This is a genomic window from Pseudomonas sp. HD57-3 (genome assembly GCF_056113135.1).
Genome location: NZ_CM148568.1, coordinates 1,141,058 through 1,165,552, shown reverse-complemented (window position 1 = coordinate 1,165,552; position 24,495 = coordinate 1,141,058). Strand labels below are relative to the sequence as shown.

The following is a 24,495-nucleotide window of genomic DNA, read 5'->3' as shown; positions in this document are numbered from 1 at the left end:
GCCAGACCGGGCGTTGCGTTTAGAGTCCTGACGCCGTGCCGCGCACTTGCATGCGGCGGCCCGACGTGGCCCTTGAAGTGCGCGAGTCAGAGGCTGCGAGCAACCTGAACCTTCTCGAAGACTTCGATCTTGTCGCCGACTTTGACGTCGTTGTAGCTCTTCACGCCGATACCGCATTCCATGCCGGCACGTACTTCGGAAGCGTCATCCTTGAAGCGGCGCAGGGATTCCAGCTCGCCTTCGAAGATAACGATGTCTTCACGCAGTACACGGATCGGACGGTTACGGTGAACAGTACCCTCGATCACCATGCAGCCGGCGATGGCGCCGAACTTAGGCGAACGGAATACGTCACGGACTTCGGCCACACCGAGGATGTTCTCGCGAACATCGCTGCCAAGCATACCGGTCAGGGCTTTCTTGACGTCTTCGATGATGTCGTAGATCACGTTGTAGTAACGCATGTCCAGACCTTCCTGCTCGACGATCTTCCGTGCGCCGGCATCGGCACGCACGTTGAAGCCGAACAGTACAGCGTTGGAAGCCAGTGCCAGGTTGGCATCGGATTCGGTGATACCACCGACGCCGCCACCGACCACGCGCACTTGCACTTCGTCGTTGCCCAGGCCGTTCAGAGCGCCCTGCAAAGCTTCCAGCGAACCACGGACGTCGGATTTGAGGACGATGTTGAGCGTCTTCTTCTCTTCCTGACCCATGCTTTCGAAGATGTTTTCCAGCTTGCCGGCGTGAGCGCGAGCCAGTTTGACTTCGCGGAACTTGCCTTGACGGAACAGAGCCACTTCACGGGCTTTCTTCTCGTCGGCAACCACGCTCATCTCGTCGCCGGCGTCAGGCGTACCGTCCAGGCCGAGGATCTCGACCGGAATGGCCGGGCCCGCTTCCTTGATCGGCTTGCCGTTCTCGTCGAGCATGGCGCGCACTCGGCCATAGTTCGAGCCGACCAGCACCATGTCGCCTTGACGCAGCGTACCGTCCTGAACCAGGACAGTCGCCACCGGGCCACGGCCCTTGTCGAGACGCGATTCAACCACAACACCACGGCCAGGGGCCGAAGGAGTGGCAGTCAGTTCGAGAACTTCGGCCTGCAGCAATACAGCTTCGAGCAGTTCGTCGACGCCGGTACCCATCTTCGCGGAGACCGGAACGAATGGAGTGTCGCCACCCCAGTCTTCAGAAGTCACGCCGTGGGCCGACAGTTCGCTACGGATGCGATCGAGATCTGCACCCGGCTTGTCGATCTTGTTCACCGCAACTACCAGCGGAACGCCAGCAGCAACAGCGTGCTGAACGGCTTCGATGGTTTGTGGCATCACACCGTCGTCCGCCGCAACCACCAGGATCACGATGTCGGTCGCCTTGGCACCACGGGCACGCATGGCGGTAAACGCGGCGTGACCAGGGGTGTCGAGGAAGGTGACCATGCCGCGTTCGGTTTCAACGTGGTATGCACCGATGTGCTGGGTGATACCGCCGGCTTCGCCAGCAGCTACCTTGGCACGACGGATGTAGTCGAGCAGCGAGGTCTTACCGTGGTCAACGTGACCCATTACGGTCACAACCGGCGCACGAGGAACCGCTTCACCTTCGAACTTCAGGGACTCGGCCAGGGAATCTTCCAGTGCGGTGTCGCTGACCAGGGTCACTTTGTGGCCCAGTTCTTCGGCTACCAGTTGAGCAGTTTCCTGATCAAGCACCTGGTTGATGGTCGCTGGAGTACCCAGTTTGAACATGAACTTGATGATTTCGGCAGCCTTCACCGACATCTGCTGAGCGAGATCGCCAACAGTGATGGTTTCGCCGATCTTCACTTCACGCACGACAGGACCGGTAGGGCTCTGGAAACCGTGGGCGTTGCGTTTCTTCAGCTTGGCCTTGCCGCGACCGCCGCGACGGAAGCCATCGCTTTCTTCGTCGGTAGTGCGTGGCGCCACACGTGGAGCCGGAGCCTTTTCCTTGACCGATGCGCGATGCGGAGCGTTTTTGCGCTCGCCATCACCACCGCCACGACGGTTGTTGTCGTCGGCACGTGGCTTGTCCGGACGGCGCTGTTCGTCACGCTTGCGAGTGTCGGCAGCTGGGGCAGCAGCCACAACCGGCGCGGCTTCGCGCACAGGTTCGGCCACTGGCGCAGGAGCAGCGACGGCTTCGGCAGGAGCGGACGGCGCAGCAGGCTGGCGACGCGCTTCTTCTTCGGCGCGAACGCGGGCTTCTTCTTCAGCCTTCTGACGGGCAGCATTTTCTACTGCGCGACGTTCATCCAGTTCACGCTTGCGCTCGGCTTCGATTTCTTCCGGGCTACGCTGTACGAAAACTTTCTTCTTGCGGACTTCAACGCTGATGCTTTTGCTGCCAGCCACACGCAGGGTGCTGGTGGTTTTACGCTGCAGCGTGATCTTGCGTGGTTCTTCCACTTTCGCCTTGTGGCTGCTTTTCAAGTGGGTCAGCAGGGATTGCTTCTCACTGTCAGTCACATTTTCTTCGGCGGCGGTGTGCGGCAGACCTGCCTCACGCATCTGCTGCAACAGGCGCTCTACCGGTGTTTTGACCTCATCGGCCAGTTGTTTCACCGTGACTTGCGTCATGCACTTCTCTCCTCAGGCCGCGCCTAATTACTCGAACCAGTGGGCTCGGGCGGCCATGATCAACTTGCCGGCACGATCATCGTCAATGCCGTCGATGTCGAGCAGGTCGTCAATAGACTGCTCGGCCAGGTCTTCGCGGGTAATTACGCCGCGCACCGCCAGTTCCATCGCCAAATCCTTGTCCATACCCTCAAGCGAGAGCAGGTCTTCGGCCGGATGGGCGTCTGCCAGCTTTTCCTCAGTAGCGATGGCTTTGGTCAACAAGCGATCCTTGGCACGAGCGCGAAGCTCGTTGACGATATCTTCGTCAAAGCCGTCGATGTTGAGCATTTCTTCCAACGGTACGTAGGCAATCTCTTCCAGGCTGGTGAAGCCTTCGTCTACCAGCACCTGAGCCAGTTCTTCGTCGACTTCCAGCTCGTCGATGAAGTTGCGCAGGATGTCGCCGGTTTCCGCTTGCTGCTTAGCCTGGATGTCCGATTCGGTCATCACGTTCAGGGTCCAGCCAGTCAGCTGGCTCGCCAGACGCACGTTCTGACCACCACGACCGATGGCCTGAGCCAGATTGTCTGCGCCAACGGCGATGTCCATGGCATGGGCATCTTCGTCAACGATGATGGCCGCCACTTCTGCCGGCGACATGGCATTGATCACGAACTGGGCCGGGTTGTCGTCCCACAGGACGATGTCGACACGCTCGCCACCCAACTCGCCCGACACGGCCTGGACGCGCGAACCGCGCATACCGATGCACGCGCCTTGCGGGTCGATGCGTTTGTCCTTGGAGCGGACAGCGATCTTGGCACGCGAACCCGGATCACGGGATGCGGCCATGACTTCGATCAGGCCTTCAGCGATTTCCGGCACTTCGATACGGAACAGCTCGATCAGCATTTCCGGCGCGGTACGCGAAAGGATCAGCTGAGGGCCGCGGTTCTCGGTGCGGATTTCCTTGAGCAGCGCACGCAGACGCACGCCAACACGGAAGGTTTCGCGAGAGATGATGTCTTCACGGGCCAGCAACGCTTCAGCGTTATTACCCAGGTCGACGATCACGTTGTCGCGGGTCACTTTTTTCACGGTGCCGGAGATGATTTCTCCCAGGCGCTCGCGATAAGCGTCAACCACTTGAGCGCGCTCGGCTTCGCGCACTTTCTGCACGATGACCTGCTTGGCGGTCTGCGCAGCGATGCGGCCGAACTCGATGGACTCGATCTTTTCTTCAACGACGTCGCCAACCTTGGCGCCAGGGTGCGTTTCAGCAACCTTGCTCGGCCAGGTTTCGATGGCCGGATCATCGAGATCATTCTCTTCGACGACCGTCCAGCGACGGAAAGTTTCGTAAGAACCGGTGTGGCGGTTGATTTCCACACGCAGATCAACTTCGTCTTCAAAACGCTTTTTGGTAGCAGTGGCCAGAGCCAGCTCCAGCGCTTCAAAAATTACGCTTGCCGGTACACCCTTTTCATTGGATACCGACTCAACAACCAGCAGTACTTCTTTGCTCATCGTACGCCTCGCCTTTCGCAAGCCATTGGATCCGCGGGATCCGCGTCTCAGTCAAAACTGGGAATAATGTTGGCCTTGTCGATCATATCGATCGGCAACAGGAACTCATGGTCATCTACCTGCACCACGACGTCCTGCTCTTCTACACCGCGCAGAAGGCCCTGAAAGTTGCGTCGACCTTCAAAAGGCGAGCGCAGCTTGATCTTCACTTGTTCACCGACATATTTGGCAAACTGCTCAAGAGTGAACAGTGGGCGTTCCATGCCTGGCGAGGAAACTTCAAGGGTGTATTCAACGGAGATCGGATCTTCAACATCCAGCACACCGCTGATCTGACGGCTGACGATGGCGCAATCGTCCACCAGTACGCCGCCTTCCTTATCGATATAAACGCGCAACATTGAGTGGCGACCTTGAGCCGAAAACTCAATACCCCAGCATTCATAGCCTAGGGCCACGACCACCGGGGCCAGCAAGGCCTGCAACTCTTCTAGCTTGCTCGACACCTGAACCCCCTCGTGCATGTATGTGCATGCTATGCAAAATAAAAAAATGGGCGAAACGCCCATCCTTGAAACGCCGTCGAACAGCGGCGTTGAAAGTGTCCAGCTAACAAAAAGCCCCTTAAAAGGGGCTCCTTAAACTGGTTGCGGGGGCCGGATTTGAACCGACGACCTTCGGGTTATGAGCCCGACGAGCTACCAGACTGCTCCACCCCGCGACAAAGCTGGGGCGGAAGTATACGACCGATCCCTTATAGGGTCAATGTAACCTTCCACCTGCAAGAAAGCCCGCAACAGCGGGCTCTCCTGACTAATTGGTACCGAGAAGGGGACTCGAACCCCTACACCCTATGGGCACAACCACCTCAAGGTTGCGTGTCTACCAATTCCACCACCTCGGCAATACTACGTTTGAAACCCTTCTTACTTCTGCTCTTGAGCTGGAGGTACGTCAGTCGCTGGAGTAGCCGACTTTTGCTCTTGAAGCACCGGGACATCATCAGAAGCCGGTTGTTGCTTTGGAACTTCCAACACTGCCGGGTTTGGCAAACCTGCCTGAGTCAGCTGGTGAGCCTTCTCTTTAGCAAAGTATCCTAACCCCAAGCTGGTTATGAAGAAACCGGCGGCAAGTATAGCAGTAAACTTACTAAGAAAGGTAGAGGAACCTTGGCTTCCGAACACAGTATTTGAAGCACCTGCTCCGAAAGACGCGCCAGCGTCCGCACCTTTACCCTGCTGCAGCAAAACCAGAGCAACTACGCCCAATGCACCCAGCAGATGAAAAACGACTACGACTGTTTCCAGCATTTTTTCAGTTTCCCGCGGCGCGACAAATCGCACCGAACTCATCTGCATTCAGGGAAGCTCCACCAATGAGCCCCCCATCGATATCCGGCATGCCGAACAGTTCGACCGCATTGGCCGCCTTCACGCTGCCGCCGTATAGAAGCCGCACACCTCGTGCCACTTCAGAATTCTCTGCCGCCAACTGCTCGCGAATGGCTTTATGCACATCCTGAGCCTGTTGCGGCGTTGCAGTCAGCCCGGTACCAATCGCCCAGACCGGCTCGTAAGCGATCACTGCGTTGGCAAAAGCACCGACACCCAGCTCCTCGATGATACTGCCCAGCTGACGCCCGACAACCTCAAGAGTTTTTCCGGCTTCGCGTTGCTCCAGGGTCTCCCCTACGCACAACACCGGAATCAAGCCACATGCCTGTGCCGCTGCGAACTTGCGATTCAGCATTCCGTCTCGCTCACCCATGATCTGGCGGCGTTCGGAGTGCCCGACAAGCACCAGGGAACAACCTGCATCCACCAACTGACTCGGCGCAATCTCGCCCGTCAACGCACCTTGCATGGATTCCACCGCAGAGTTCTGCGCACCGACCGAAATCGATTTACCTTTCAAGCCATCAATCACTTGATTGATATACAAGCAAGGCGGGAATACCGCGACATCAACACCGCTTGGCAAGGCCAGATGACGAAGGCCGTTGATCAGCTCAGCGACGCTGGCGCGGGTACCGTGCATCTTCCAGTTACCAGCTACCATAGGGCGACGCATGCTGTACCTCGTCGGTCAAAGTGGGCGCAGATGTTACCCAACACAATCATGGCTGGCAAGCCGAATCAGGCAGAAACTTCAGTTACCAGTTTTGCCAGTTCTTCGGCATAGCCACGAACCTGAGTTTCGTCCTCGCCTTCGACCATCACTCGCACCAAAGGCTCTGTCCCGGACTTGCGCAAAAGCACACGACCACGACCCGCCATCGCCTCGGTCACACGCTTGCTGGCTTCCTTCACAGCCGGATGTTCAAGAGGGCTGTCGCCACCACCGAAACGCACATTGATCAGCACCTGAGGACACTTGCGCAGGGCCTGGCGAGTTTGCGCCAAACCTTCGTTACGGGTTTTCAACGCCATCAAAACCTGCAACGCCGCGATGATCGCGTCGCCAGTCGTCGTGTGATTGAAGCAGACGACATGTCCGGAGTTCTCGCCCCCGATCAGCCAATCGCGCTCCAGCAATTCGGCAATCACATAGCGGTCGCCGACATTTGCCCGGACAAAAGGAATCCCCAGATCCGCCAGAGCCAGCTCCAGCCCCAGATTACTCATCAGCGTACCGACCACACCGCCCTGCAACTTGCCTCGCTCATGCAGATCGCGCGCAATAATGAAGATCAGCTCATCGCCATCAACAATCGCACCCGTGTGATCAACCATCAACACCCGGTCGCCGTCGCCATCGAATGCGATCCCAAGATCAGCGTGCTCGGACAGCACCGCCGCCTGCAACTGCCCCATATGAGTGGAGCCACAGTTATCGTTGATGTTCAGACCGTTAGGCTGCGCAGACAGCACCACGACTTCGGCGCCCAGCTCGCGAAAAACGCTAGGTGCGACCTTGTAGGTTGCTCCGTGCGCACAGTCGATGACGATCTTGAGACCGGCAAAACTGGTGTTGGTCGGTACGCTGCTTTTGCAGAATTCAATATATCGACCGGAAGCATCGTTGATTCGCGAGACCTTGCCGATCTTGCTCGACTCGACGACCGTCATAGGGGTGTCGAGCAGCTCTTCGATCATCAACTCCAACTCATCCGGCAGCTTGGTACCTCTGCCGGAGAAAAACTTGATGCCGTTATCGTCATGCGGGTTGTGCGATGCGCTGATCACGATTCCGGCCTCGGCCTGAAATGTACGCGACAGGTAGGCAATTGCCGGAGTCGGCATCGGGCCCAGCAGCATCACATCGGCACCTGCGGATGTCAGGCCAGCCTCAAGGGCCGATTCGAACATGTAGCCGGAAATCCGCGTGTCCTTCCCGACCAGCACCTTGCAGGCACCCATCTTGCGAAAGGCCATACCGGCAGCCCAGCCGAGCTTGAGCATGAAGTCAGGAGTAATCGGATATTCCCCGACGCGACCACGAATGCCGTCAGTACCAAAATATTTCTTGCTCATAAGTGCTCCATCATTCTTATTCGGCTGATTCCACGGCTGCGAGCATTCGCACCACGTCCACCGTTTCCGCCACATCATGGACGCGCAATATACGCGCACCTTTCACCGACGCCAGTGCAGCCAGTGCCAAACCACCGTATAGACGCTCACCCACCGGGCGATTCAATGCATGACCGATCATGCTTTTGCGCGAAACGCCCACCAACAGTGGCCGCCCCAGCGCATGCAGGGCTTCCATATGCTTGAACAAGCTTAGATTGTGCTGCAGGGTTTTGGCGAAGCCGAAACCCGGATCAAGAATGATCCGCTCGGCCGGAATACCTGCCAACTCACACTGAGTCATGCGCTCGGCAAGAAACTCACCCACTTCCCGGGTGACATCCTGGTAACGCGGATCATCCTGCATGTCGCCAGGCTCGCCGAGCATATGCATCAGGCATACAGGCAACCCGGTGGCAGCAGCAGCATCCAGCGCGCCATCCCGCCGTAGCGAACGAACGTCGTTGATCAAGCCGGCACCCAACCGCGCCGTTTCGCGCATGACCGCCGGAGTGGACGTATCGACCGATATGACCACATCCAGTTCGCGGCTGATCAGCTCGACGACGGGAGCGACACGCTCCAGCTCCTCCAATGGAGAAACCGCCCGCGCGCCGGGCCGGGTTGACTCCCCGCCCACATCGATCAGCGTTGCACCCGCCGCAACCATGGCTTCGGCATGACGCAAGGCCGCATCGAGCTGACTGTATCGGCCACCGTCGGAAAAAGAATCGGGAGTGACATTGAGAATGCCCATGACATGCGTCCGGGCCAAATCAAGAACCCGGTTGCCGCAAGACAACCGGGTCAGGGACTGTACAGAAGTCATTTCAAACCTTAAACGTCGGCAGCCGGGCCGCCAATCGGTGTTTCCGGACGCTCGCCCTGAATGACAGGAGGCGTGCCAGTACCGGTACCGCCCGACCAGTCGCGAGGCTCGCGAGGTGTACGACCGGCCATGATGTCGTCGATCTGCTCGGCATCGATCGTCTCGTACTTCATCAGGGCATCCGCCATGGCGTCGAGCTTGTCGCGATTGTCCGTAAGGATCTGCTTGGCGGTGCCGTAGCACTGATCGATGATGCTGCGTACTTCGGAGTCGATCAGCTTGGCTGTCTCCCCGGAGAAGCTGGCATTCTGACCGCCACCACCGCGACCGAGGAATACCTCACCCTCTTCTTCGGCGTACATCAACGGACCGAGTTTTTCCGACAGGCCCCACTTGGTCACCATGTTCCGCGCAATCTGACTCGCACGCATGATGTCGTTGGAAGCACCAGTCGTCACACCGTCGAAGCCCAAAGTCATCTCTTCAGCAATACGGCCGCCGTACAGCGAGCAGATCTGACTGATCAGCGCACGCTTGGACAGGCTGTAACGATCCTCTTCCGGCAGGAACATGGTCACACCCAACGCACGACCGCGCGGGATGATCGACACCTTGTAGACCGGATCATGCTCGGGCACGACGCGACCAACAATGGCGTGACCTGCTTCGTGATAAGCGGTGTTCTGCTTTTCCTTCTCGGACATGACCATGGATTTGCGCTCGGCGCCCATCATGATCTTGTCTTTGGCCAGTTCGAACTCTTTCATTTCGACGATGCGCTTGCCGGCACGGGCAGCGAACAGCGAAGCCTCGTTGACCAGGTTCGCCAGATCGGCACCGGAGAAGCCCGGAGTACCACGCGCGATAACGGCCGGAGCAACATCGTCACCCATTGGCACCTTACGCATGTGAACCTTGAGGATCTGCTCGCGACCACGGATGTCCGGCAAGCCGACCACCACCTGACGGTCGAAACGACCCGGACGCAGCAGAGCCGGGTCCAGTACATCAGGACGGTTGGTTGCGGCGATGACGATGATGCCGTCATTCATTTCGAAACCGTCCATCTCGACCAGCAGCTGGTTGAGAGTCTGTTCGCGCTCGTCGTGACCGCCACCCATGCCGGCGCCACGATGGCGACCAACGGCGTCGATCTCGTCGATGAAGATGATGCATGGAGCGTGTTTCTTGGCCTGTTCGAACATGTCACGAACGCGGCTGGCACCGACACCGACAAACATTTCGACGAAGTCGGAACCGGAAATGGTGAAGAACGGCACCTTGGCTTCGCCGGCAATCGCCTTGGCCAGCAAGGTTTTACCGGTACCCGGAGGACCGACCATCAGCACGCCGCGAGGAATGCGACCGCCCAGGCGCTGGAACTTGCCCGGATCACGCAGGAACTCGACCAGCTCGCCCACTTCTTCCTTGGCTTCGTCGCAACCGGCAACGTCAGCCAGGGTGGTTTTCACCTGATCTTCGGACAGCAGACGCGCCTTGCTCTTGCCAAAGCTCATCGGCCCGCCCTTGCCGCCCGCACCGCCCTGCATCTGGCGCATGAAGAACATGAACACCGCGATGATCACCAGGATCGGGAAGCTGGCCACCAGAAGCTGGGTCCAGATGCTTTGCTGCTCAGGCTGCTTGCCTTCGACCACAACGTGATTGTCGACCAGGTCGCCGATCAGGCCATTGTCCTGGATTGCCGGACGAATGGTCTTGAAGCTGTCGCCATCGTTGCGTTTGCCGGTAATCACGTAGCCATCGACAGCCACGCGCTCGACCTTGCCATCCTTGACCTGCTGGATGAAGTCGGAATAGTTGAGGGTCTGCGGCTCGTTAGGGCTGGAGAAGTTGTTCATCACCGTCACCAGGACAGCCGCGATGATCAACCACAGGATCAGATTCTTTGCCATATCGTTCAATTAACTACCCTCTGAAGCAAGCTCCGCTACTGGCGCGCGCTTCGCATGATATTCACCGGCCTAACTTACTACATTACCTACAGCTCTGGCAGGCGCCGTCTGTAACCCTTTGTGAAACACTTTCTACACAATATTCGCTTATGCGCGCGGGGCGAAATACGAAAAACCTATCACCCCGCCCAAAAACCTCGTTTTACTCGCTACGACCGCGGTAGCCCCAAGCCAGCATGTACTGCTCGCGAGAGCTGCCACGAGAGGAGTCCGGCTTGATCATCTGGATCTTGTCGAACTTCTTGCGAGCATCCTTCAGGTAAACATCGAACCCTTCGCCCTGAAAAATCTTGATCACGAAATTGCCACCCGGCTTGAGTATCCGTTCCGCCAGATCAAGCGCCAGCTCGCAAAGAAACATGGCTTTTGGCATGTCCACTTCAGGCGTACCACTCATATTGGGGGCCATATCGGAAATCACAAGGTCCACCTGCGAATTACCCACAGCCTCAAGGATCTGAGCGAGCACTGCATCCTCGGTGAAGTCACCCTGGATGAAAGTCACGTCCGGAATGCTGTCCATTTCCAGGATGTCCGAGGCGATCAGTCGCCCCTGACCACCGATGAGCCGGCTGGTGACCTGCGACCAGCCGCCAGGCGCCGCGCCGAGGTCGACGACGTTCATGCCCGGACGGATCAGTTTGTATTTCTCCTGGATCTCCAGAAGCTTGTAACTCGCACGCGAGCGGTAGCCATCCTTCTGCGCTTGCTTCACATAGGGATCATTGACATGTCTTTTCAGCCAACCAAGGCTTGTCTTGGAACGCGCCATTGGGCACCTCGTTGATTAGGGTCGTGATTAATTGGGCGGATCCACGAGCCCTCGGGTAAAATGGCCGCCATTTTACAGAATCCAGACGAAAGGGTCAGATTATGCCGCTCACTCCAGAGCAGAAGAAACAGTACAAATCCATTGGCCACCACCTGAAACCAGTTCTGACTGTGGCTGACAACGGTTTGACTGAGGGTGTTTTAGCCGAACTCGAACGCGCATTGGCAGATCACGAGCTGATCAAGATCAAGCTCAACATCCTCGATCGCGAGGCGCGCCTGGCGTCCGTTGCAGAGCTGTGCAAGACCGGCAAGGCCGATCTGGTTCAAGTCATCGGCAAGATGGCACTGATTTACCGCAAGAACTTCAGCGTCAACAAGCAGCTGTCGAACGTCCATCGCTTCAAGTGATGGCAAGGGTCAAGGGTGTGCTTCGCGCACCCTGCCACTCCATCCCGGCACCGGCTGCAATACCAGCACCAACCCGGAAAAACCCAACACAAGAAAACTGAACACCTGCCAGCGCTGCGCATCCGGCCAGCCGACACGCACTGCGACAAACATCGCACACGCATACAACGCCATCAGCAACACCTGCCCGCGAAAATCTCGCCATAGACTGGCAAGGCCCTCGGCCTGTAACAGCACCAAAGCCTGAAATATCACACACGCGACGGCAAAACCCACCACCGCCACTTCAAACGTACTTGCAACCTCATCGATCAGCAGCGGCGCCAGGCCAATTTGACCCAGCACCGGGCGCAGACCGAGATGTACCAGCCACAGGCCACCGACCCACAACATCTGGGCCAGTTGCCAGAGCATCGCGCCCGCATGCAGCGGGCGCCCACCCTCAGATGTGACGGACTTCGACAATCTCGTACTCGATATCGCCACCTGGCGTTTTCACGACGACCGTATCGCCCTCTTCCTTGGCAATCAAGGCGCGAGCGATCGGCGAGCCGACCGAAATCTTGCCGAGTTTGATGTCCGCCTCGTCCTCACCCACGATCTGGTAAGTGACGCTTTCATCAGTCTCGACGTTGGCGATTTCGACGGTAGTGCCGAAAATCACTTTGCCGGTGTGCGGAATGGTCGTCACATCGATGATCACCGCGTTCTGCAGGCGACCTTCGATATCACGGATCCGCGCCTCGACCATGCCCTGCTGTTCGCGCGCAGCATGGTATTCAGCGTTTTCTTTCAAATCACCCAACTCGCGGGCCGTACCGATGTCCTGGCTGAGCTTCGGACGAACGACCTTGGTCAGGTGAGCATGCTCTTCTTCCAAGGCTTTGGAGCCCTGGACGGTCATTGGGTATTTATTCATGCCTTCAATCCTGCGTGTAGATCCTGCAAGCGGCGCACGGTCTTCTCGGGACCGAACTTCAGCGCTTCACAGATAGCTTCGCCAGCAGCAATGGTGGTGGTGCAGTAAATCTTGTGCTGCAAGGCGTTACGGCGAATGGAATAGGAATCGGCGATCGACTGGCGACCTTCGGTGGTGTTGATGATCAGGGTGACTTCGTCATTCTTGATCATGTCGACCACGTGCGGACGACCCTCGGTCACCTTGTTCACGCGACGCACTTTCAGACCTGCGGCTTCGATCAGCTTGGCAGTGCCGGCAGTGGCGACGACTTCGAAGCCCAAGTTGATCAGATCACGGGCCACGCCTGCAACCAGCGGCTTGTCATCGTCGCGCACGCTGATGAATGCGGTACCGCCGGTCGGCAGCACTTCGCTGGCACCCATCTGGGCTTTGGCAAAGGCTTCGCCGAAGGTGTCGCCGACGCCCATCACTTCACCGGTGGACTTCATCTCTGGGCCGAGGATCGGGTCAACGCCAGGGAATTTGGCGAACGGGAACACCGCCTCTTTCACGCTGTAGAAGTTCGGAATGATTTCCTTGGTGAAGCCGATTTCCTTCAGGGTTTTACCGGCCATGACGCGGGCCGCGATCATCGCCAGGGAAACACCGATGCACTTCGACACGAACGGTACGGTACGGGAAGCACGCGGGTTGACTTCGATAACGTAGATGTCTTCGCCTTGCAGCGCCAACTGAACGTTCATCAGGCCGACCACGCCCAGCTCCAGGGCCATTTTCTTGACCTGTTCGCGCATCTCGTCCTGGATGTGTGCCGGCAGCGAGTACGGCGGCAGCGAGCACGCGGAGTCACCGGAGTGAACGCCCGCCTGTTCGATGTGCTGCATGATCGCGCCGATCACTACGTCCTTACCGTCGCAGACCGCATCCACGTCCATCTCGATGGCGCAGTTGAGGAAGTGGTCGAGCAGCACCGGGCTGTCGTTCGACACTTGCACCGCGTCACGCAGGTAACGCTTGAGTTCTTCTTCCTTGTAGACGATTTCCATCGCCCGGCCGCCCAGTACGTAGGACGGACGCACCACCAGCGGGTAACCGATCTTCGCGGCAGCGCGAACGGCTTCGTCTTCGCTGCGCACGGTGGCGTTTGGCGGCTGACGCAGGTTCAGGCGCTCAACCATTTGCTGGAAGCGCTCACGGTCTTCGGCACGGTCGATGGCGTCAGGGCTGGTGCCGATAATCGGCACGCCGGCTGCTTCCAGGGCGCGAGCCAGTTTCAGAGGCGTCTGGCCACCGTACTGCACGATCACGCCTTTCGGCTTCTCGACGCGGCAGATTTCCAGCACGTCTTCCAGGGTCACTGGTTCGAAGTACAGACGGTCGGAAGTGTCGTAGTCAGTGGAAACGGTTTCCGGGTTGCAGTTGACCATGATGGTCTCGTAACCGTCATCGCGCAGCGCCAGTGCCGCGTGTACGCAGCAGTAGTCGAACTCGATGCCCTGACCGATACGGTTCGGGCCACCGCCGAGGATGATGATCTTGTCGCGACCGGACGGCGCAGCTTCGCACTCTTCCTCGTAGGTCGAGTACAGGTAGGCGGTGTCGGTGGCGAACTCGGCCGCGCAGGTGTCGACGCGCTTGTAGACCGGGAACACTTCCAGCTTGTGGCGGTGAGTGCGCAGGTTTTTCTCAGTGACGCCCAGCAGCTTGGCCAGACGCTGGTCGGAGAAACCTTTGCGCTTGAGCTTGTACATCAGATCGCGGTCGATAGCGGACAGACCGAGGGTCTTGACCTTCTCTTCGTCCTTGATCAGATCTTCGATCTGTACCAGGAACCACGGATCGATCATGTTCATGCCGAAGATTTCTTCGACGGTCATGCCGGCGCGGAAAGCGTCCGCCACGTACCAGATACGCTCGGCGCCCGGCACGGTCAGCTCGCGCTTGAGCACGCTCATGCTTTCCGGGTTGCTCAGGTCGACCTTCTCGTCCAGACCGCAAACGCCCACTTCCAGACCGCGCAGGGCTTTCTGCAGGGATTCCTGGAAGGTACGGCCGATGGCCATGACTTCACCGACCGACTTCATCTGAGTAGTCAGGCGCGCGTCAGCGTTGGCGAACTTCTCGAAAGCGAAGCGCGGCAGCTTGGTCACGACGTAGTCGATGGACGGCTCGAAGGACGCCGGGGTACGGCCGCCGGTGATGTCGTTCTGCAGTTCGTCGAGGGTGTAACCGACGGCCAGCTTGGCCGCGATCTTGGCGATCGGGAAACCGGTGGCTTTCGAGGCCAGAGCCGACGAGCGGGATACACGCGGGTTCATTTCGATCACGACCATGCGGCCGGTGTCCGGGCAGATACCGAACTGAACGTTGGAACCGCCGGTCTCGACGCCGATCTCGCGCAGTACCGCCAGCGAGGCGTTACGCAGGATCTGGTATTCCTTGTCGGTCAGGGTCTGAGCCGGGGCAACAGTGATCGAGTCACCGGTGTGCACGCCCATCGGGTCGAAGTTTTCGATCGAGCAGACGATGATGCAGTTGTCCTTTTTGTCGCGGACAACTTCCATTTCATATTCTTTCCAGCCGATCAGCGATTCGTCGATCAGCAGTTCCTTGGTCGGCGACAGGTCCAGACCACGGGCGCAGATTTCTTCGAACTCTTCACGGTTGTAAGCGATACCGCCACCGGTGCCGCCCATGGTGAAGGACGGACGGATGATGCATGGGAAGCCCAGGCGCTCGAGCACCGCGTTGGCTTCTTCCATGCTGTGGGCGATACCGGAACGCGGGCATTCCAGGCCGATGGCTTTCATCGCCTTGTCGAAACGCGAACGGTCTTCAGCCTTGTCGATGGTGTCGGCGTTAGCACCGATCATCTCTACGCCGAACTTCTCCAGAACGCCTTCGCGCTCCAGGTCCAGAGCGCAGTTCAGAGCAGTCTGGCCGCCCATGGTTGGCAGCACTGCATCCGGACGTTCTTTTTCGATGATCTTGGCAACGGTCTGCCACTTGATCGGCTCGATGTAGGTCGCGTCGGCCATGTCCGGGTCGGTCATGATGGTGGCCGGGTTGGAGTTCACCAGGATGACGCGGTAACCCTCTTCGCGCAGGGCTTTACAGGCCTGGGCGCCGGAGTAGTCGAATTCGCAGGCCTGGCCGATAACTATCGGGCCAGCGCCGAGAATCAGGATGCTTTTAATGTCTGTACGTTTTGGCATGGGTTTGTCACTCAAATCCGCAGGTCAGTCGGCAAGCCGTCTTGATCGATTTCTGAAGTCCCGAGGGGGCCGCCGGTTCCGGGGCCGCCCTCGAGGGGCTTCTCGCTACAGTCTCAAGGCGAGCGCTTAGCGTCGCTTGGCCATCTCGTTGATGAAGCGGTCAAACAGAGGGGCCACATCGTTCGGGCCCGGGCTCGCTTCAGGGTGACCCTGGAAGCTGAACGCGCTCTTGTCGGTGCGTTCGATACCTTGCAGGGTGCCGTCGAACAGCGATTTGTGGATCGCGCGGACGTTGGCTGGCAGGGTTTCTTCGTCTACCGCAAAACCGTGGTTCTGGCTGGTGATCATCACGACGCCAGTGTCCAGATCCTGAACCGGGTGGTTGGCACCGTGGTGGCCGTGGCCCATTTTCAGGGTCTTGGCGCCGGAGGCCAGAGCCAGCAGTTGGTGACCGAGGCAGATGCCGAAGACCGGAATTTCGGTTTCCAGCACTTCCTTGATCGCCTTGATCGCATAGTCGCAAGGCTCCGGGTCACCAGGGCCGTTGGACAGGAACACGCCGTCCGGTTTCAGAGCCAGTACGTCGGCAGCCGGGGTTTGTGCCGGAACGACAGTGACGCGGCAGCCGCGCTCGACCAGCATGCGCAGGATGTTGACCTTGACGCCGTAGTCGTAGGCAACCACGTGGTATGGCAGCTCGGAGGCTTCGATGGTCGCGTGGCTATCGGTTTTCAGATCCCAGACAGTGGAGCGCCATTCGTATTGGGTCTTGGTGCTGACGACTTTCGCCAGGTCCATGCCCTTCAGGCCCGGGAAGCCTTGCGCCGCGGCGATGGCCGCTTCTTCGGAAATGTTGTCGCCGGCCATGATGCAGCCGTTCTGTGCGCCTTTTTCACGCAGGATGCGGGTCAGGCGGCGGGTGTCGATACCGGCGATCGCCACAACGTTGTTGGCTTTCAGGTAATCGGACAGGGACATCGTGTTACGCCAGTTGCTCGCTACCAGCGGCAGGTCACGGATGACCAGGCCAGCGGACCAGACGCGATCGGACTCGGCATCTTCCGGCGTGGTGCCGGTGTTGCCGATGTGCGGGTAAGTCAGGGTAACGATCTGTTGGGCGTAGGAAGGATCGGTAAGGATTTCCTGATAGCCGGTCATTGCGGTGTTGAACACCACCTCACCAACGGTCTGACCGTCGGCTCCAATGGCTTCGCCGCGAAAAATGCTGCCATCAGCAAGGGCGAGTATGGCTGGCTTAGTCAAGAAGACCTCCCGTAAATAACGCATGAAAGGGCAATCGCAGGTTGTAAAAAAGCGGAGTGACGTATGGACACGTCACCCCGCTTCTTCACTGAATTATTCTGCGCGCTTTTAGTGGACACACTAAAGCTGTAGCTTACAGAAAAAGGGATTTTTGGTCTACCGCCAATGAGGCCGAAAGGCCGGAGAATGCGACAGGGCGTCGCTCAGCGGATTGAAACCGGCACAAACAGGGCGTTTGCGCCGGATTCAGAACATCTCAATGCAGGTCGAGCACGTCCTGCATGTCGTACAAACCAGGCTCGCGAGCATCCAGCCACAACGCCGCACGCACCGCGCCCTTGGCAAATGTCATGCGGCTCGAAGCCTTGTGCGTGATCTCCAGGCGCTCACCTTCGCAAGCAAACAGCACCGTGTGATCACCCACCACATCACCACCGCGGACAGTGGCGAAGCCGATGGTTTCACGCTCACGGGCACCGGTGTGGCCTTCACGACCATAAACCGCGACTTTCTGCAGATCACGATCCAGCGCATTGGCGATCACTTCACCCATGCGCAGGGCCGTACCCGACGGCGCATCGATCTTGTGACGGTGATGGGCTTCGATGATTTCGATGTCCGCATCTTCCGCAAGCACCCGTGCGGCCATGTCGAGCAGCTTCAGCGACAGGTTGACGCCGACACTGAAGTTGGCGGCGAAGACGATCGGAATATCCTTGCCCGCCTCGGCCAGCAACTGCTTCTGCGCAGCGTCCAGCCCGGTCGTGCCGATCACCATCGCCTTGCCGGCCTTGCGGCAGAAGGCCAGGTTTTTCAGCATGACTTCCGGCAGGGTGAAGTCGATCAACACATCGAACTCTTCCGCCACCGATTCCAGATTCCCGGACAGCGGCACGCCGATTCGACCGAGCGAAGCCAGCTCACCGGCATCCACACCGATCAGCGTACTGCCAGGGCGGACAATCGCGGCCGTCAGACCGGTCAGCGGCGCGCGCTGCTGCACCGCCTCGACCAGAATCTTGCCCATGCGCCCGGCAGCGCCCATCACAGCTATACGTCGCATGCCGACTCCTTACAGATCGCCGAAGAAGCGCTTCACACCGTCGAACCAACCGGTGGTTTTCGGGGAATGGCTGTTGTCGTCCGCCAGGGAGCTGCGGAACTCTTCCAGCAGCTCACGCTGACGACGGTTCAGATTGACCGGGGTCTCAACGGCCACACGACACATCAGGTCGCCCGCACCACCGCCACGCACTGGCGCAACGCCTTTGCCGCGTACGCGGAACTGCTTGCCGGTCTGCGTCCCTTCCGGAATCTTCAGTTTTACGCGACCGTCGAGGGTCGGAATTTCCAGCTCGCCGCCCAGGGCTGCGTCGACGAAGCTGATCGGCACTTCGCAGAACAGGTGCTTGCCGTCACGCTGGAAGATGTCGTGTTCGCGGACGTTGATCACCACGTACAGGTCGCCGGTCGGGCCACCCTGAGTGCCCGCCTCGCCTTCGCCGGACAGACGAATGCGGTCGCCAGTGTCGACACCGGCCGGCACTTTGACGGAGAGGGTTTTGTACTCTTCAACGCGACCGTCACCGTGGCAGGAATCGCACGGGTCGGAAATGATCTTGCCCTGGCCATGGCAGCGCGGGCAGGTCTGCTGCACCGAGAAGAAGCCTTGCTGCATGCGCACCTGACCGATGCCGCCGCAAGTCGGGCAAGTCGAAGGCGACGAGCCTTTCTTGGCACCCGATCCATCACATGGTTTGCAATTGACCAGTGTCGGAACGCGGATATTCACGGTGGTACCGCGCACCGCTTCTTCCAGGTTCAGCTCCAGGGTGTAGCGCAAATCGCTGCCACGCTGGGCGCCGCCACGGGAACCGCCGCGACCGCCACCGAAGAAGTCACTGAAGACATCACCGAAGATGTCGGAGAAGTTCTGACCGCCGAAGCCTGCACCGCCGCCACCCATGCTCGGGTCGACGCCGGCATGACCGTACTGGTCGTACGCTGCACGCTTGCTGGAATCGGACAGCACTTCGTAGGCTTCGTTGGCCTCTTTGAACAGTTCTTCCGACGCTTTGTCATCGGGATTACGGTCCGGGTGATGCTTCATCGCCAGACGGCGATAGGCCTTTTTCAGGTCTGCTTCGCTTGAGCCACGCTCAACACCCAACACTTCGTAATAGTCACGCTTAGCCATAAGTTCTTCATACTCTTGAGGACGTTCGGCAAACCCCTCCTGAGCTTCGCCAAACTCGTTGAGCCCCAATACAGGCCCGGACCCAACTCACGTCAATTCAACGATCCTGGTCTTTGGTTCATGCGGTATTTGCGGCGCGAAAAGCAGGAGCATTCCCGGCCATACCGCCAGCACCCGAACCTTGTCGCATGCTGTAAAAATTCGCGTATTCCAGATACGCCAACGCGGGAGCAAGCTCCCGCGCGGCGACATCCTACCAGTCAGTGCCCAAAGGCAGTCAACCGGCCGACCAACAACTTACTTGTGGTCTTTGACTTCTTCGAACTCGGCATCGACAACATCGTCAGCCTTTTCAGCTTTCTCGTCGTGCGGTGCCGCGCCTTCAGCAGGCTGAGCCTGTTCGGCGTACATCTTCTGGGCAACCGGCGCAGAGACTTTCGACAGTTCTTCAACCTTGGCTTCAATGGCAGCCTTGTCGTCGCCTTTGACGGCAGCTTCCAGGGCAACCACGGCCGCTTCGATTGCAGTCTTCTCTTCTGCAGTCACTTTGTCGCCAGCGTCAGCGATCATCTTGCGAGTCGAGTGAACCAGTGCATCACCCTGGTTACGGGCAGCGGCCAGCTCTTCGAACTTGCGGTCTTCCTCGGCATTCGCCTCGGCGTCACGCACCATGCGCTCGATTTCTTCATCGGACAGACCGGAGTTGGCCTTGATCACGATCGACTGGGTCTTGCCGGTAGCCTTGTCCTTCGCACCTACGTGCAGGATGCCGTTGGCGTCGATGTCGAAGGTCACTTCGATCTGCGGCACGCCACGTGGAGCTGGTGGAATGTCGGCCAGGTCGAACTTGCCCAGAGACTTGTTCTGTGCGGCTTGCTTACGCTCGCCTTGCAGGACGTGAATGGTCACGGCGCCCTGGTTGTCGTCGGCAGTCGAGAACACTTGCGATTTCTTGGTAGGAATCGTGGTGTTTTTCTCGATCAGCGCGGTCATCACGCCACCCATGGTTTCGATACCCAGGGTCAGCGGGCTGACGTCGAGCAGCAGAACGTCTTTCACGTCACCGGCCAGAACGGCGCCCTGGATAGCAGCACCCATGGCAACGGCTTCGTCCGGGTTCACGTCTTTACGTGCTTCTTTACCGAAGAAATCGGTAACTGCCTTCTGCACCAGTGGCATACGAGTCTGACCACCGACCAGAATCACGTCGTCAATTTTGCTGGCGTCGATACCGGCGTCCTTCAGAGCAATACGGCATGGCTCGATGGTACGGTTCACCAGATCTTCGACCAGCGACTCGAGCTTGGCACGAGAGATCTTCACGTTCAGGTGCTTAGGACCAGTCGCATCTGCTGTGATGTACGGCAGGTTGACGTCGGTCGACTGCGAAGAAGACAACTCGATCTTGGCTTTCTCAGCGGCTTCTTTCAGACGCTGCAAGGCCAGAGGGTCGTTCTTCAGGTCCATGCCGGACTCTTTTTTGAATTCGTCGACGAGGTAGTCGATCAGACGCATGTCGAAGTCTTCACCACCCAGGAAGGTATCACCGTTGGTGGCCAGTACTTCGAACTGGTGCTCGCCGTCAACTTCAGCGATTTCGATCACGGAAACGTCGAAGGTACCACCACCCAGGTCGTAAACGATCACGGTGTGATCGCCCTTGGCCTTGTCCATGCCGTAAGCCAGAGCAGCTGCGGTTGGTTCGTTGATAATACGTTTTACGTCCAGACCGGCGATGCGACCGGCATCTTTAGTCGCCTGACGCTGGCTGTCGTTGAAGTAGGCCGGAACGGTGATCACCGCTTCGGTCACTGCTTCGCCGAGGTAGTCTTCGGCGGTCTTCTTCATCTTCTTCAGGACTTCGGCGCTGATTTGCGGCGGAGCCATCTTCTTGCCGGAAGCCTCGACCCAGGCGTCACCGTTGTCGGCCTTGACGATTTTGTAAGGCACCAGCTTGATGTCTTTCTGCACGACTTCTTCGTCGAAGCGGCGGCCGATCAGGCGCTTCACCGCGAACAGTGTGTTGTGCGGGTTGGTCACAGCCTGACGCTTGGCGGACTGACCCACCAGGATTTCACCATCGTTGGCGTAAGCGATGATCGACGGCGTGGTACGCGCGCCTTCAGCGTTCTCAATAACTTTGGCTACGCCGTTTTCCAGCACGGAGACGCAGGAGTTGGTAGTCCCCAGGTCGATACCGATAATTTTGCCCATGTTCACTCTCCCGAAACTTTGGATTTTTTTGCCGCAGCAGTGGTGGCTAACTGCGGTAATACTTAAACGCTTGACTTCTAAATGGGGGCCTTACGGCTAATTTCAAGCCTTCTCGTCAATCGAAGGCGAAACTGGCGCCGGCGCCTTGCTGACCACGACCATCGCCGGACGCAACAGGCGACCGTTGAGCTGGTAGCCCTTCTGGAACACCTTCAGAACGCTGTTCGGCTCAAGGTCTGCACTTTCCTGCATGGCCATTGCCTGATGTTCCACGGCATTGAACGGCTCGCCTTCCTGCGGGGCCACAGCGACAAGCTGATAGCGCGCAAGGGTGTCGTGAAACATTTTCAGGGTCAGCTCGATGCCTTCACGCATCGGACGGATGCTCTCGTCATCCGGGTTCGACAGCTCGAGGCCGCGCTCCAGGCTGTCGACGATCGGCAGCAGGTCGCCGGCGAATTTTTCCAGCGCAAACTTGTGCGCCTTCTCGACATCCTGCTCGGCACGGCGGCGGACGTTCTGCAGATCGGCAGCTACGCGCAGCGATTGATCCTGCGCGGCGGCCAATTGCTCTTCGAGCACTTGTACACGGGTCGCCAGGTCATCACCCGAAGTCTCGGGCGCCTGATTGGCTTCTGGATTTTGCGTATCTACTGTCTGTTCGTCAGCCATAGAATTCTCCTTTCAATATCGTCCGCGAGTTCGATTCGCGCTTCTGCCCCGGTATATGGGGCCGCAAAATCAGGCTTCAAGGGCTGACAATGATTAACCCTACAAAAAAGTGCTGCATTGTCATTCCCGGGCGCGATAAGCATTTGATCGGATCATCCCCATCGAGCTAAGCGAGGGCATTGTCAGCCTGAAACAAAACACTGTATAAATAACCAGACCTGAAGCCTGGGAGCGGCCTTTATGCTGGTGCACCTGTCCGTACACAACTACGCCATCGTTGAACATCTCGATCTTGAACTCGATCGCGGCATGAGCGTGATTACCGGGGAAACCGGCGCCGGCAAATCGATCATGCTCGACGCGCTGGGCCTGACCCTTGGCGATCGCGCCGACAGCGGCGTGGTTCGCCCGGGCGCCGACAAGGCCGACATCCTGGCGACCTTCGACCTGGTCGACATTCCCGAAGCCAGCGCCTGGCTGGCCGAGCGCGACCTGGAAATCGACGGCCCGTGCATCCTGCGCCGGGTCATCACTTCCGAAGGTCGCTCACGCGGCTATATAAATGGCACGCCCTGTCCGCTTGGCGATCTCAAGGCCCTCGGCGAGCTGCTGATCGACATCCACAGTCAGCACGAACACCAATCCCTGCTCAAGACCGACACCCACCGGCGCCTGCTCGACGAGTACGCCGGGGCCACCGATCTGGCGCGACAGGTGCATCTGGCCGCCCAGCGCTGGCGCCAGACTCGTCAGGAGCTGGAGCGCCTATCCAACTCCGGCGACGAACAGCGCGCGCGCCATCAACTGCTCAGCTACCAGCTCGAAGAACTGGAAAACCTTGGACTCGGCGAAAACGAGCTGGAAGAACTGGAGCAGGAACACAAGAACCTGACCAACGCCGAAACCCTGCTCGGCATCTGCCGACAAGTGGTCGAGCAATGCAGTGAAAGCGATTCCGGCAACGTGCTCAATGCCCTGACGGCCAGCCTCAATCGCCTGTCGAGCGTGAACAATTCGGTCGGCGCGCTGGGTGAAGCGAGCAGCCTGCTGACCAGTGCGCAGATCCAGGTCGAAGAAGCCGTCGGCGAACTCAATCGCTTTCTCGACAACTTCGATGCCGATCCGGCGCGCCTGCAATACCTGGAAGAACGTCTGGACTCCATCTACACGCTGGCACGCAAACACCGCATTCAGCCGACGGAAGTGGCGGAGATGCAGCAGAAACTGCTCGACGAAATCGAAGCCCTCGACGCCAACGATGAATCCATCGAACGCCTCGCCGAAGAACTCGCATCCTATGCACGCCACTATCAGGAAAAGGCCCGGGAGCTGAGCGAGCTGCGCCATCAGGCGGCCGGCAGTCTGGCCAGCGCGGTGGAGCAAGAGATTCAGCGCCTGGGCATGCCCGGCGGTCGCTTCACCATCGAATTGCGCGCCAACAACAGCAGCGAACTGCAGCCCAATGGCCTGGAGCAGGTCGAGCTGCTGGTCAGCGCCAACCCGGGCCAACCCTTGAAGGCACTGGCCAAAGTGGCGTCCGGCGGTGAGCTGTCACGGATCAGCCTGGCCATCCAGGTGATTACCGCCCAGACCTCTCGCGTACCGACGCTGGTGTTCGACGAAGTGGACGTGGGCATTGGCGGTCCGACGGCCGAAATCGTCGGCCAGTTGTTGCGTCGCCTCGGGGATCGCGGACAGGTACTGACGGTCACGCACTTGCCGCAAGTCGCGGCTCAGGGACATCAGCATCTGTTCGTGCACAAGGTTCGAGGCGAGCAGGCCACTCACACGGCCGTTTCGAAGCTGAGCAAGAATGACCGTATAGAAGAAGTCGCGCGGATGCTTGGCGGCATCGATCTGACCAAAGAGTCCTTGGCGCACGCGAAAAAGATGGTGGTTACCGCAAAAGTTTAAGCACCGCAGAAAGCACGAAGGCGACCCTTGGGTCGCCTTCGCTCGTTTCGCGAACCTGAAATTCGCGCGACATGCTTACTTTTTCTTGCGTACGTACAGCACCAGGTTGTGATCCACCAACTCGACACCGTGCTCCTCGGCGATTGCCTTCTGGAGTTTTTCGATTTCGGTGCTGACGAATTCGATAACCTCACCGGATTCCACGTTGACCATATGGTCGTGGTGGCCACCGTCGGCCAATTCGAATACCGCGTGGCCGCCGTCGAAGTTGTGACGGACCACGAGGCCAGCCGCTTCGAACTGGGTCAGAACACGGTAAACCGTGGCCAGACCGACGTCCTCGCCAGCTTCCATCAACGCCTTGTAGACGTCCTCGGCACTCATGTGACGCTGCTCTGTAGAGTCGAGCATTTGCAGGATCTTGACCCGTGGCAGGGTCACTTTGAGGCCGGCTTTGCGTAGTTCGCTATTTTCAACCATGGTCAGC

At 58.7% G+C, this 24,495-nt stretch carries 20 protein-coding genes and 2 tRNA genes; 2 read left to right on the top strand and 20 right to left on the bottom strand.

The window, feature by feature from the left end:
• Positions 1-86: 86 nt before the first annotated feature.
• The 11 genes from infB to rlmE all read right to left on the bottom strand — a co-directional run bounded on the left by infB (position 87) and on the right by rlmE (position 11,201).
• Positions 87-2,603 (bottom strand): translation initiation factor IF-2, encoded by a 2,517-nt coding sequence (gene infB / locus AC0R79_RS05115; protein WP_007953742.1) that lies wholly within the window; start codon positions 2,601-2,603, stop codon positions 87-89.
• A gap of 27 nt (positions 2,604-2,630) precedes the next feature.
• A complete protein-coding gene (gene nusA, locus AC0R79_RS05110; protein WP_003221546.1) occupies positions 2,631-4,112 on the bottom strand; it encodes a transcription termination factor NusA in 1,482 nt (493 codons plus the stop codon).
• Positions 4,113-4,159: 47 nt separating this feature from the next.
• Positions 4,160-4,618, bottom strand: a complete 459-nt coding sequence (rimP, locus tag AC0R79_RS05105; protein ID WP_039769696.1) for a ribosome maturation factor RimP — start codon at positions 4,616-4,618, stop codon at positions 4,160-4,162.
• 138 nt (positions 4,619-4,756) lie between these two features.
• A tRNA-Met gene (locus AC0R79_RS05100) sits at positions 4,757-4,833 on the bottom strand.
• Between the two features lie 97 nt (positions 4,834-4,930).
• Positions 4,931-5,016: transfer RNA gene (locus AC0R79_RS05095), tRNA-Leu, on the bottom strand.
• 22 nt (positions 5,017-5,038) lie between these two features.
• Positions 5,039-5,422, bottom strand: coding sequence for a preprotein translocase subunit SecG (gene secG / locus AC0R79_RS05090; RefSeq protein WP_011332406.1), 384 nt, complete (start codon positions 5,420-5,422; stop codon positions 5,039-5,041).
• 4 nt (positions 5,423-5,426) lie between these two features.
• Positions 5,427-6,182 carry a triose-phosphate isomerase gene (tpiA, locus tag AC0R79_RS05085; RefSeq protein ID WP_007953744.1) on the bottom strand — a complete coding sequence of 252 codons (756 nt, stop codon included), beginning with the start codon at positions 6,180-6,182 and terminating at the stop codon, positions 5,427-5,429.
• A 65-nt stretch (positions 6,183-6,247) separates the two neighbouring features.
• The gene (glmM, locus tag AC0R79_RS05080) at positions 6,248-7,585 is read right to left on the bottom strand and encodes a phosphoglucosamine mutase (protein WP_007953745.1); all 1,338 of its coding nucleotides are present in this window, start codon (positions 7,583-7,585) and stop codon (positions 6,248-6,250) included.
• A gap of 16 nt (positions 7,586-7,601) precedes the next feature.
• Positions 7,602-8,453 (bottom strand): dihydropteroate synthase, encoded by an 852-nt coding sequence (folP, locus tag AC0R79_RS05075; RefSeq protein ID WP_474733517.1) that lies wholly within the window; start codon positions 8,451-8,453, stop codon positions 7,602-7,604.
• 8 nt (positions 8,454-8,461) lie between these two features.
• Positions 8,462-10,369, bottom strand: a complete 1,908-nt coding sequence (ftsH, locus tag AC0R79_RS05070) for an ATP-dependent zinc metalloprotease FtsH (protein WP_011332403.1) — start codon at positions 10,367-10,369, stop codon at positions 8,462-8,464.
• A 202-nt stretch (positions 10,370-10,571) separates the two neighbouring features.
• Positions 10,572-11,201: a 23S rRNA (uridine(2552)-2'-O)-methyltransferase RlmE gene (rlmE, locus tag AC0R79_RS05065; RefSeq protein ID WP_007953751.1), complete on the bottom strand. Its 630-nt coding sequence runs from the start codon at positions 11,199-11,201 to the stop codon at positions 10,572-10,574.
• A gap of 101 nt (positions 11,202-11,302) precedes the next feature.
• Here rlmE and AC0R79_RS05060 point away from each other — a divergent pair, with 101 nt between their 5' ends.
• Positions 11,303-11,611 carry a YhbY family RNA-binding protein gene (locus tag AC0R79_RS05060; RefSeq protein ID WP_007953753.1) on the top strand — a complete coding sequence of 103 codons (309 nt, stop codon included), beginning with the start codon at positions 11,303-11,305 and terminating at the stop codon, positions 11,609-11,611.
• A gap of 9 nt (positions 11,612-11,620) precedes the next feature.
• Here AC0R79_RS05060 and AC0R79_RS05055 read toward each other — a convergent pair whose 3' ends face one another.
• The 8 genes from AC0R79_RS05055 to grpE form a co-directional block, all read right to left on the bottom strand.
• Positions 11,621-12,025 (bottom strand): MFS transporter, encoded by a 405-nt coding sequence (locus tag AC0R79_RS05055; RefSeq protein ID WP_127796890.1) that lies wholly within the window; start codon positions 12,023-12,025, stop codon positions 11,621-11,623.
• A gap of 28 nt (positions 12,026-12,053) precedes the next feature.
• Positions 12,054-12,530, bottom strand: coding sequence for a transcription elongation factor GreA (gene greA, locus AC0R79_RS05050; protein WP_007953757.1), 477 nt, complete (start codon positions 12,528-12,530; stop codon positions 12,054-12,056).
• Positions 12,527-15,748 carry a carbamoyl-phosphate synthase large subunit gene (carB, locus tag AC0R79_RS05045; RefSeq protein WP_007953758.1) on the bottom strand — a complete coding sequence of 1,074 codons (3,222 nt, stop codon included), beginning with the start codon at positions 15,746-15,748 and terminating at the stop codon, positions 12,527-12,529. The genes greA and carB overlap by 4 nt, the downstream gene beginning before the upstream one ends.
• Positions 15,749-15,874: 126 nt before the next feature.
• Entirely contained in the window at positions 15,875-17,011 is a 1,137-nt protein-coding gene (carA, locus tag AC0R79_RS05040) for a glutamine-hydrolyzing carbamoyl-phosphate synthase small subunit (RefSeq protein WP_007953761.1), read from the bottom strand.
• 256 nt (positions 17,012-17,267) lie between these two features.
• Complete coding sequence (dapB, locus tag AC0R79_RS05035; RefSeq protein WP_007953764.1) at positions 17,268-18,074, bottom strand: 4-hydroxy-tetrahydrodipicolinate reductase; 807 nt, start codon at positions 18,072-18,074, stop codon at positions 17,268-17,270.
• A 9-nt stretch (positions 18,075-18,083) separates the two neighbouring features.
• Positions 18,084-19,208: a molecular chaperone DnaJ gene (dnaJ, locus tag AC0R79_RS05030; protein ID WP_007953765.1), complete on the bottom strand. Its 1,125-nt coding sequence runs from the start codon at positions 19,206-19,208 to the stop codon at positions 18,084-18,086.
• Positions 19,209-19,505: 297 nt separating this feature from the next.
• Positions 19,506-21,422, bottom strand: a complete 1,917-nt coding sequence (gene dnaK, locus AC0R79_RS05025; protein WP_474733512.1) for a molecular chaperone DnaK — start codon at positions 21,420-21,422, stop codon at positions 19,506-19,508.
• Positions 21,423-21,524: 102 nt separating this feature from the next.
• Positions 21,525-22,094, bottom strand: a complete 570-nt coding sequence (gene grpE, locus AC0R79_RS05020; RefSeq protein WP_207984996.1) for a nucleotide exchange factor GrpE — start codon at positions 22,092-22,094, stop codon at positions 21,525-21,527.
• Positions 22,095-22,334: 240 nt separating this feature from the next.
• On the opposite strand from grpE, the gene recN reads away from it, so the two are divergent.
• Entirely contained in the window at positions 22,335-24,008 is a 1,674-nt protein-coding gene (recN, locus tag AC0R79_RS05015) for a DNA repair protein RecN (protein WP_127796887.1), read from the top strand.
• A gap of 75 nt (positions 24,009-24,083) precedes the next feature.
• Here the strand turns inward: recN and fur are convergent, their stop codons facing one another.
• Positions 24,084-24,488, bottom strand: a complete 405-nt coding sequence (gene fur, locus AC0R79_RS05010) for a ferric iron uptake transcriptional regulator (RefSeq protein WP_007953774.1) — start codon at positions 24,486-24,488, stop codon at positions 24,084-24,086.
• Between the last annotated feature and the right edge of the window lie 7 nt (positions 24,489-24,495).

Coding starts and splice junctions, on each gene's coding strand:
- infB (WP_007953742.1), bottom strand. CDS start 2,603: ATGACGCAAGTCACGGTGAAACAACTGGCCGATGAGGTCAAAACACCG.
- nusA (WP_003221546.1), bottom strand. CDS start 4,112: ATGAGCAAAGAAGTACTGCTGGTTGTTGAGTCGGTATCCAATGAAAAG.
- secG (WP_011332406.1), bottom strand. CDS start 5,422: ATGCTGGAAACAGTCGTAGTCGTTTTTCATCTGCTGGGTGCATTGGGC.
- tpiA (WP_007953744.1), bottom strand. CDS start 6,182: ATGCGTCGCCCTATGGTAGCTGGTAACTGGAAGATGCACGGTACCCGC.
- glmM (WP_007953745.1), bottom strand. CDS start 7,585: ATGAGCAAGAAATATTTTGGTACTGACGGCATTCGTGGTCGCGTCGGG.
- folP (WP_474733517.1), bottom strand. CDS start 8,453: ATGACTTCTGTACAGTCCCTGACCCGGTTGTCTTGCGGCAACCGGGTT.
- ftsH (WP_011332403.1), bottom strand. CDS start 10,369: ATGGCAAAGAATCTGATCCTGTGGTTGATCATCGCGGCTGTCCTGGTG.
- rlmE (WP_007953751.1), bottom strand. CDS start 11,201: ATGGCGCGTTCCAAGACAAGCCTTGGTTGGCTGAAAAGACATGTCAAT.
- AC0R79_RS05060 (WP_007953753.1), top strand. CDS start 11,303: ATGCCGCTCACTCCAGAGCAGAAGAAACAGTACAAATCCATTGGCCAC.
- AC0R79_RS05055 (WP_127796890.1), bottom strand. CDS start 12,025: ATGCTCTGGCAACTGGCCCAGATGTTGTGGGTCGGTGGCCTGTGGCTG.
- greA (WP_007953757.1), bottom strand. CDS start 12,530: ATGAATAAATACCCAATGACCGTCCAGGGCTCCAAAGCCTTGGAAGAA.
- carB (WP_007953758.1), bottom strand. CDS start 15,748: ATGCCAAAACGTACAGACATTAAAAGCATCCTGATTCTCGGCGCTGGC.
- dapB (WP_007953764.1), bottom strand. CDS start 18,074: ATGCGACGTATAGCTGTGATGGGCGCTGCCGGGCGCATGGGCAAGATT.
- dnaJ (WP_007953765.1), bottom strand. CDS start 19,208: ATGGCTAAGCGTGACTATTACGAAGTGTTGGGTGTTGAGCGTGGCTCA.
- dnaK (WP_474733512.1), bottom strand. CDS start 21,422: ATGGGCAAAATTATCGGTATCGACCTGGGGACTACCAACTCCTGCGTC.
- grpE (WP_207984996.1), bottom strand. CDS start 22,094: ATGGCTGACGAACAGACAGTAGATACGCAAAATCCAGAAGCCAATCAG.
- recN (WP_127796887.1), top strand. CDS start 22,335: ATGCTGGTGCACCTGTCCGTACACAACTACGCCATCGTTGAACATCTC.
- fur (WP_007953774.1), bottom strand. CDS start 24,488: ATGGTTGAAAATAGCGAACTACGCAAAGCCGGCCTCAAAGTGACCCTG.